This window comes from Halomonas sp. SIMBA_159 (genome assembly GCF_046536035.1).
GTDB classification, from domain to species: Bacteria; Pseudomonadota; Gammaproteobacteria; order Pseudomonadales; family Halomonadaceae; genus Vreelandella; species Vreelandella venusta_A.
Genome location: NZ_JAWJBT010000265.1, coordinates 1 through 316, shown reverse-complemented (window position 1 = coordinate 316; position 316 = coordinate 1). Strand labels below are relative to the sequence as shown.

1 protein-coding gene is annotated in these 316 nt (G+C 52.2%); it reads right to left on the bottom strand.

Features of this window, described 5'->3' with window-relative positions:
- On the bottom strand, positions 1-206 hold a 206-nt coding region (locus R0J87_RS19255; protein WP_498888249.1), incomplete at its 3' end, for a DUF1145 domain-containing protein.
- Positions 207-316: the final 110 nt, after the last annotated feature.

The window sequence follows — 316 nt, the reverse complement described above, 5'->3', positions numbered from 1 at the left end:
CATTTTTCCCAGCGACTCAGAGACAGTTTGTCACCAAAGGCACCGAGGAAAATCAGCATTTGCAGGCCGTGCATCGCCAGCAGAAACGCCGTCATGATATACAGTGCGATCGCCGCCACACCCGGAAAAGGGTGGAACAGGTTCAGCAAAAGCACCACCCAGACAAATCCGATCGCCACTTTCGCCAGTAAAATCAGCGCTTTCATATTTCCTCTCTTTGATACAGGCGGTAGCAAACTTGTCCCGCCGATTTTTCTTTGATGAGCTGCCAGTGTTCGGGCGTATCAGGCAGGCCGAGTTCCTTTTCCGCTTCCAG